This is a genomic window from Brevundimonas sp. (assembly GCF_036677305.1).
Taxonomy (GTDB): Bacteria; Pseudomonadota; Alphaproteobacteria; order Caulobacterales; family Caulobacteraceae; genus Brevundimonas.
This window is the reverse complement of the sequence record NZ_JAKFEB010000234.1, coordinates 1-5,532: the sequence shown is the minus strand read 5'-3', so window position 1 is coordinate 5,532 and position 5,532 is coordinate 1. Positions and strand designations below refer to the sequence as shown.

Genomic DNA, 5,532 nt, shown 5'->3' with positions numbered 1-5,532 from the left:
GTCGCCGCAGAGCGAGTACTGCCGCACCAGACCCGGCAGCAGGTGCAGGTCGATGTGCGCACCGGGCGTGTAGGCCGGCAGCTCACCGCCGTCCACCCGCGCCAGCGTCAGTTCGCGCACGTCCAAAGCAAGAGCCGTCATGACCCCCTCCTATAGCTAAAGTTGATGTGCGCGATCCGGATCGCAACCATAACGTTGCAACTTGAAATAGTGGATGTCAACCTTAGAAGGTATCCCTTCCCTTCGAGCGAAATTTGGATCTGCAGGTTCCGGCTGATTACGGCTGCCGCCCCAGGCACCGGCTCGGGTGGTCGCTGAGGGAGCAACGAGGAACAAACGTAACCCTGGTCGGACGCTGAGTCCGACCAGCGCCGTCTCAGCCGCTCGCCCTGTTCTGGATGCCCCTCACCATGGCCTGGGTCAGCTCATCGAGCCTGGGCTTCAGGAGCGGCTCGATCTGTTCGGAGACGGCGAAGAAGCGGGCGACGCCGGGCTGATCCATCGCCTCCGCGATCCCGGCCAGTTCATCGTCGGAAACACTCTGTCTCCACGCGTCTTCCATGAGGGCCAGATAGTCGGCCCTGAAGCTCGTCAGATCGCTCCGGATGGAAGCGATACGATCATTGACCGCCGCAGCCCCGGCTACGGCTTCGATCCCGGCCATCCCCGCCCTGCATTGTTGCAGGATCAATTCGCACAGCACGTCAAAGGATCTGTCGAGCCGGGCCGAGGCGGCGAGACCCTGGAACACGGACGCCACGCTAGCTCCTGGACCCGTTCTGGCGGCGCTTCAGCGCCACGATCGTCAGGATCACGGAAGCGGCCACGATCACCATATAGGGGATGATGGATCCGAGGCGCTCTCCGTCGACGCCGAGGAAGCGGTTGGCGGCGTGAACAACCACAATGGCGGCCATCAGACCCAGGGCCGTCACCACCCAGCCGCGCTCCTTCTTGACAGCCTCTTTCTTGCTGGTCGCGTTGACTGCGAACATCAGCAGAACCATGCCGAGGCCGAGCGCGTAGCCGATCCAAAGCGCGCCGCCCTGCGGGTTGAGATAGATATTCAGGCCGAAGCTCGCCAGCGCCACCGCCGCGAGCCCGCATCCGACCGCCACGAGCAAATTCGATTTCTTCATTGTGATTTCCCTGAATGACGGGGCCCGGCGAACCGGGCCCCGTTACCAGTCTCAGCTGAACGCCAGACCAAACGAGATGCCGGCCGAAGCGCCGCCGGCGACAGCGCCGAGAAGCAGCAGGCTCGTGCCCGCCGTCGCCGGAGCCGTGGCGATCGCCCCCACAGTCACGGCGAGCGTCGCCGCACCCGTCCAGAAATGCCCCCACTCGACGCCGGCGGCGACGAAATTGATCTCTTCAGCCGTCAGCTCGCGCATCAGACCGCTGTCGTTGAATGCTATCGCGTTCATTGAAGGACTCACTCTCAAGGTTGTGTGTTGATTTAACCGAGCACGGCCGAGCCGACCGCCAGGTGGCCGCCGCCCGAGATCAGCGCAGCGCCGACCACGAGGCTGGCGCCGCCCGTCACGGGAGCGGCGGCAAGCAGGAACGCCCCCGCGGAGACGACCGCGAGGCCGGTGGCCACGCCTTCCCACCAGACCGCGCCGGAGACGAGGTCGATTTCATCGAAACTAAGTTCACGCACGTCATTAGCAAAAGCCGTCATGGCTCCCTCCAAGAAGAGATTTGCGATGAGTGCGCCCCGGAACGCAGTCACAGGATTGCAACGTCAATTGGAACCCGTCAACCTTAAAAAAGCCAGAGTTTTTTAACACGGATACATGACCCCTAGAGTCCTTCACTACACCTAAGCTGTGCCGTAACTGACTGCGCCCACCGAACAGTGAAGCTAAGCTTGCTTAATATGTACGGTACCGATCTTTTATGTTTTCACGGTGCGCAAGGGCCGGCAGGAAACGCGATTGCTTCCCGTGCTGCCCCCTGCCAGTATTTTGCCATGAAATGTTTCGCCCTTAACGAGCATGCAAACCCGTGAGCGACCTGTTCCGCAAGGAGGCCGTCACACACGCCACGCGCCGGCTCGCGGGCGAAGTGGTCCTGGCCTCGTCCATTTCCTCCCGGGTCCTCGCCGGCCTCGTGATCGCCATCGTGTTCGGCGGCGCGATCTTCGCCGCCACGGCGTCCTACGCCCGCAAGGAAACCGTGGTCGGCTGGCTGACGCCCGAAGCCGGCATGATCCGACTGACCGCGCGCCAGGGCGGGGTCGTCTCCAGCATCCATGTGCGCGAGGGCGACCGGGTCGTGGTCGGCCAACCCATCGCCACCCTGACCCTGTCGTCGGCGCTGGAGGGGGGCGACAGTTTCGCGGCCCTGTCGCGCAGTCTGGACGCCCAGGGCGCGGCGGCTCAGTCGCGCGCCGCCGCCGCCCAGGCCGCGCTGGCCGCCGAGCAACGCCAGTTGACCGCGCGCCGCGCCGCGCTGAATCGGGAACTCTCCGAGACCCGCCGCAACCTCGGACTCCAGGACGAGCGTCTTGCTCTCGCCCGCGCCGAGGTGGCCCGCGCCGAGACGATCGCGGCGCAGGGCTTTCTGACCCGCCGCGAGCTGGAGGCCCGCCGGTCCGCGGAACTGGCCGTGCGGCAGGAGTCGTCGACCCTGTCCTCCCGGGCCCTCGGCTATGAACGCGAGATCGGCGAGGTGAACGCCCGGCTGGCGGCCATTCCGATCGACATCCAGGCCGCGCGCGCCGACGCCGCATCGACCCGGGCCGGACTGGACCAGCAGGTCACCCAGGCCGAGACCCTGGGCCGCTATGTGGTCGTGGCCACCGTGGCCGGGCGCGTCGCGGCGCTTCCGGTCGATGCCGGCCAGACCGTCGCGCCCGGGGCCGCCGTCGCCGTCCTGACCGCCGGAGACTCCGCGCTGGAGGCCGAACTCTACGCCCCCTCGCGCGCCGCCGGCTTCGTGCGCGAGGGGCAGGAAGTTCGCCTGCTCTACCAGGCCTTTCCGCATCAGAAATTCGGCACCGGCGAGGGCGTCGTGACCTCGGTCTCGCGCACCGTCCTGGCGCCGGCCGAGATCGCCATTCCCGGTCTTCAGGTGCAGGAGCCGGTGTTCCGCGTGCGGGTCAAACTGGCGCGGGACAGCGTCTCGGCCTACGGCGAGACCCTGCCGCTGCAACCCGGCATGCTGTTGTCGGCCGACGTCGTGATCGACCGAAGGTCGCTGCTCGAATGGCTGCTGGATCCCCTGTATGCGGCGGGCCGCCGCGGATGAAGATGCCCTCCGAACTGAATTTCTCGCGCCGGCGCCGGCTGCCCGTCATCCAGGGCGCCGAGGCCGCCGAATGCGGTCTGGCCTGTATGGCCATGGTCGCCCGCTATCATGGCCACGACGTCGATCTGAACGGATTGCGGCAGCGGTTCACCCTGTCGATGTCCGGCGCCACCCTGCGCAGCATCATGGGGTTCGCCGACAGTCTGGGCTTCGCCCCGCGCGCCCTCAAGGTCGAGCTGTCGGCCCTCGAAAAGGTGCGGCTGCCCGCGATCCTGCACTGGGACCTGAACCATTTCGTGGTGCTGAAGTCGGTCAGCAACGGCAAGGCGGTGATCCACGATCCGGCCCTCGGCGCCCGCACCTACACGCTGGCCGACCTGTCGAACCATTTCACCGGGGTCGCGCTGGAGCTGACGCCGTCCGACACCTTCGAGAAGGTCACCGCCCGCGCGCCGATCAAACTGACCAGCCTGTGGTCGAGGATGGTGGGCTTTTGGCCCGCCTTCTTCCAGATCCTCGGCCTGTCGCTGGCGCTGCAGGTGGCCGTCTTCGCCATGCCGTTCCAGATGCAGCTGGTCGTGGACGAGGCCATCTTCCGCGCCGACCGCGACCTGCTGACGGTGCTGGCGATCGGCTTCGGCGCCCTCGTCGTCGTCCAGGCCTCGATCGAGGCGCTGCGGGCCTGGGCCCTGCAGGTGTTCGGCCAGATGCTCAGCTTCCAGATGGTCGGCAATCTGGTCCGCCACCTGATGCGGCTGCCGACCGACTGGTTCGAGAAGCGCCACGTCGGCGACATCATCTCGCGCATCGGCTCGGCCGGCGCGATCCAGGACGTGCTGACCCGCGGCGTCATCGCCGCCATCATCGACGGCCTGATGGCCATCGTGGCGATCATCATCCTGCTGCTCTACTCGCCGATCCTGACCGCCGTGGTGGTCGGCGCCGTGGCCGTCAACCTGGCCCTGGCCTTCGCCCTGTTCCCGGCCCTCAGGGCGCGCACCGAGGAACAGATCATCGAGACCGCCCGCGAACAGTCCCACATCATGGAGACCGTCCGCGCCGCCACCACCATCAAGGTCATGGGCCGCGAGGCCGAGCGCGAAAGCTCGTGGCGCAACCTCTACGCCAACGCCGTCAACGCCGCCGTCTCGGTGGGCAAATTCCAGATCTCCCTCGGCTTCACCCAGGGGCTGGTGACCGGCCTGCAGACCGTCATCGTCATCTATCTCGGCGCCCGCACCATCCTCGCCGGCGACGGCTTCTCGGTCGGCATGCTGTTCGCCTTCCTGTCGTTCCGCCAGACCTTCACCGACCGCGCCAACGCCCTGATCAACCAGGCCATCCAGTTCAAATTCCTCGGCCTGCATCTGGATCGTCTGGCCGACATCGTCACCGCCGAGGTCGAGACCTCCGCCGCCGCCGCGCCGCCGCGCCTCGAGGTGCGCGGGGCCATGACCCTGCGCGACATCGACTTCCGCTACGGCGTCGCCGACCGCGCCATCCTCGAGGGCCTGAACCTCGAGGTCCGGCCGGGCGAGTTCCTGGCCATCACGGGATCGTCCGGCGGCGGCAAGACCACCCTGCTGAAGCTGATGCTGGGACTGCGCGCGCCGACGGCCGGCGCCGTCACGCTCGACGGCCAGACGGCCACGCCCGATCTCTGGCGGGCCTGGCGCGAACAGGTCGGGGTGGTGGCCCAGGACGACCGCCTGCTCAGCGGCACCATCGCCGACAACATCGCCTTCTTCGATCCCGACCTCGACATGGTCCGCGTGCAGCAGGCCGCCATGGCCGCCCAGGTCCATGCCGACATCGCCCGCATGCCGATGCAGTATCTGTCGCTGGTCGGAGACATGGGCTCGACCCTGTCGGGCGGCCAGAAGCAGCGCGTGCTGCTGGCTCGCGCCCTGTACCGCCAGCCGCGCATCCTCATCCTCGACGAGGGCACCGCCAATCTGGACGTCCAGACCGAGGAGGTCATCGCCGACCTGATCGCCCAGCTGCCGATCACCCGCATCGTCGTCGCCCACCGCCCCGCCCTGCTCAGGCGCGCCGACCGGGTGCTGGTGGTCGAGGGCGGAAGCCTGTCGCCGGCCGTGATGGAGCAGCCAAAGGCCGAGCCGGAGGCGGCCCTGGCCTGATCCGGGGCCGCGGCCCCCGCCGGGCCGCCGCCCCTCAACGCCGCCTCAACCGCTCCACCGCCCGATCCATGCTCGCATGCAGCGCAAACGCCGGCGGCGTCAGCCCCGCCGCCCGCACCATCCCCTCCAGCCGTTC

The 5,532-nt window shown here is 67.5% G+C and carries 6 protein-coding genes and 1 pseudogene; 2 read left to right on the top strand and 5 right to left on the bottom strand.

Going from position 1 to position 5,532, the window contains the following annotated elements:
- The 5 genes and pseudogenes from V6M42_RS15320 to V6M42_RS13465 form a co-directional block, all read right to left on the bottom strand.
- Positions 1 to 90: pseudogene (locus tag V6M42_RS15320) on the bottom strand (hypothetical protein); the annotation flags it as partial.
- A gap of 286 nt (positions 91 to 376) precedes the next feature.
- Positions 377 to 760, bottom strand: a complete 384-nt coding sequence (locus V6M42_RS13480) for a hypothetical protein (RefSeq protein ID WP_332678949.1) — start codon at positions 758 to 760, stop codon at positions 377 to 379.
- 1 nt (position 761) lies between these two features.
- Positions 762 to 1,139 carry a hypothetical protein gene (locus tag V6M42_RS13475; RefSeq protein ID WP_332678948.1) on the bottom strand — a complete coding sequence of 126 codons (378 nt, stop codon included), beginning with the start codon at positions 1,137 to 1,139 and terminating at the stop codon, positions 762 to 764.
- 51 nt (positions 1,140 to 1,190) lie between these two features.
- A complete protein-coding gene (locus V6M42_RS13470; protein WP_332659706.1) occupies positions 1,191 to 1,427 on the bottom strand; it encodes a hypothetical protein in 237 nt (78 codons plus the stop codon).
- Between the two features lie 32 nt (positions 1,428 to 1,459).
- Complete coding sequence (locus tag V6M42_RS13465) at positions 1,460 to 1,684, bottom strand: hypothetical protein (RefSeq protein ID WP_332659708.1); 225 nt, start codon at positions 1,682 to 1,684, stop codon at positions 1,460 to 1,462.
- Positions 1,685 to 2,010: 326 nt separating this feature from the next.
- Between V6M42_RS13465 and V6M42_RS13460 the strand changes: the two genes are divergently transcribed.
- Positions 2,011 to 3,255 (top strand): HlyD family secretion protein, encoded by a 1,245-nt coding sequence (locus V6M42_RS13460; protein ID WP_332678947.1) that lies wholly within the window; start codon positions 2,011 to 2,013, stop codon positions 3,253 to 3,255.
- The gene (locus V6M42_RS13455; RefSeq protein ID WP_442880973.1) at positions 3,213 to 5,396 is read left to right on the top strand and encodes a peptidase domain-containing ABC transporter; all 2,184 of its coding nucleotides are present in this window, start codon (positions 3,213 to 3,215) and stop codon (positions 5,394 to 5,396) included. Before V6M42_RS13460 ends, V6M42_RS13455 begins: the two co-directional genes overlap by 43 nt.
- Positions 5,397 to 5,532 lie beyond the last annotated feature (136 nt).